Below are 1,664 nucleotides of genomic sequence, written 5' to 3'. Positions count from 1 at the left end.
CTGACTTAGGTCATGCTGGGTATCTCACCTCGAGAGAAAGGAATCTTGCCATGCCCGATGCCACGGCGCTGGCCTGGGACACCCTGGCCCGCTACCGCCTGATCGAGATCCTGGCGCTCTGGGAAGGTCGGGTGGTGGCCTCGCAGATCGGGGAGGGCTTCGGCATCGGGCGCCAGCAGGCACAGAAGGTGATGCGTCGCTACCGCGAGCTGGCCCCGGAGAACCTGGCCTACGACGAGTCGCGCAAGGGCTTCCTGCCCACCGCACGGTTCGTGCCATCTTTCATCCAGGGTCGGGTCGAGGAGTACCTGCATTTGATGGGCTCCGACCAGGCGCCGGAGTCTCCCTTCACCGGGCTGGGCATCGGCCCGGCCACTACCGAGTCGCTGCCGCTGCCGAGCCGTGTGGTATCCCCCCTTGTGGTGCGGGAGGTCGTCAAGGCCGCCCGCGAGGGGCAACGCCTGGAAGTTACCTACGCCTCCTTCACCAGCCCCACGGGCGAAGACCGGATCATCGTGCCGCATACGCTGGTGTTCGCGGCGGGGCGCTGGCATGTGAGGGCCTTCTGCGAGAAGCATCGCGACTACCGGGATTTCGTGCTGAGCCGCTTCCGCGGCGTGCCGGAGCCGTGCGGCGATATGTTGGGCGAGAACGGTATCGTCGAGGACACGGTCTGGCATGCTCGGGTCGAGGTGCGCCTGATTCCCGACAGACGGCTACCGCCCCAGGAACGGGAGCTGATAGCGGCGGACTACGGCATGGAAGACGGTGAGCTCGCCCTGTCGTGCCGGGGCCCGCTGATCCTCTATGCGCTCCGTGAGCTGGGGGTGAACCCGCACCACGCAGAAACCGAGCCGCGGGCCCAGCAGGTGGAGATCGCCAACCGCCAGGCGCTGGCGGAGTGGATCAACTGGACGTGAGAGCGCGTCGGGGCGCACCCAGCGTCATTGATCATGAGACGGATACAGGAAGCCACTATGGCCATCGAACAGGGCAAACGAACCCTGCCTGAGATCGTCTCAGAGCGAGAATATCCGCACCTGTATAGAAGTGATGATGCAGCCGAATATCTGGTCCCGGTACGCTGGATTTATACCATCAGCCGTGAGGAAGCTTTCAGCGATGTGGGCCTGTCCGGCAACCAGAACACCGTGTGCAAGCCCACTACCCCAAAGTGGTTGCACACCGTAGAGCGCCTGAAGCAAGTCTGGCGAATCGACTGCGACAGCGACTAAGAACCCCCGCGTAGGCTCGCGAGAGCCAAGAGGCGTGGGCCGTGTAGGATCATGGGGTTAGGGGTTTCACGCCCAGTTTCTAGGCCTGCATCCTCAGTGCATGGGCCAGCATCGTAGGCTTGTCGTCCCGCGTAATGCGGGTCAGCACATAGACCAAGGGGCGCTCCGGGCTTCCGTTGATGCGAAACACTTCGCCTTCCAGATGAGCCCCTCGGCCCAGCATACGGTGCAGCGTGTCGAGATGCCCCCTGGGCACATAGCCCAGTTTTTTTCCGGCAGTCTCCATGCGGATCGCCTGGGTCTCGACCAGGTTGTGAGGCTCAGGCACGAAGTGCACGGCGTCTCCTTCGCTCAGCTTCCCCGCCTCGAGCTCGGCCTCGTGGCGGAACCCAGCCACCTCCAGCAGGACCTCGAAGGCGTCGGGGGGGG

The 1,664-nt window shown here is 64.2% G+C and carries 3 protein-coding genes; 2 read left to right on the top strand and 1 reads right to left on the bottom strand.

All coding sequences use genetic code 11. The annotated features are described in order from the left end of the window. Nucleotides 1-920 (top strand): WYL domain-containing protein (locus ACESMD_RS10370; RefSeq protein WP_372612872.1); only part of this gene is annotated, 920 nt, incomplete at its 5' end. Nucleotides 921-977: 57 nt separating this feature from the next. Then, complete coding sequence (locus ACESMD_RS10365; protein WP_372612870.1) at nt 978-1,235, top strand: hypothetical protein; 258 nt, start codon at nt 978-980, stop codon at nt 1,233-1,235. A gap of 79 nt (nt 1,236-1,314) precedes the next feature. On the opposite strand, the gene ACESMD_RS10360 is transcribed toward ACESMD_RS10365, so the two are convergent. Next, on the bottom strand, nt 1,315-1,664 hold a 350-nt coding region (locus ACESMD_RS10360), incomplete at its 5' end, for an HIRAN domain-containing protein (protein WP_372612868.1).

Source organism: Halomonas sp., assembly GCF_041689495.1.
Lineage (GTDB): Bacteria > Pseudomonadota > Gammaproteobacteria > Pseudomonadales > Halomonadaceae > Halomonas.
This window is presented reverse-complemented; position numbering and strand designations above follow the sequence as displayed.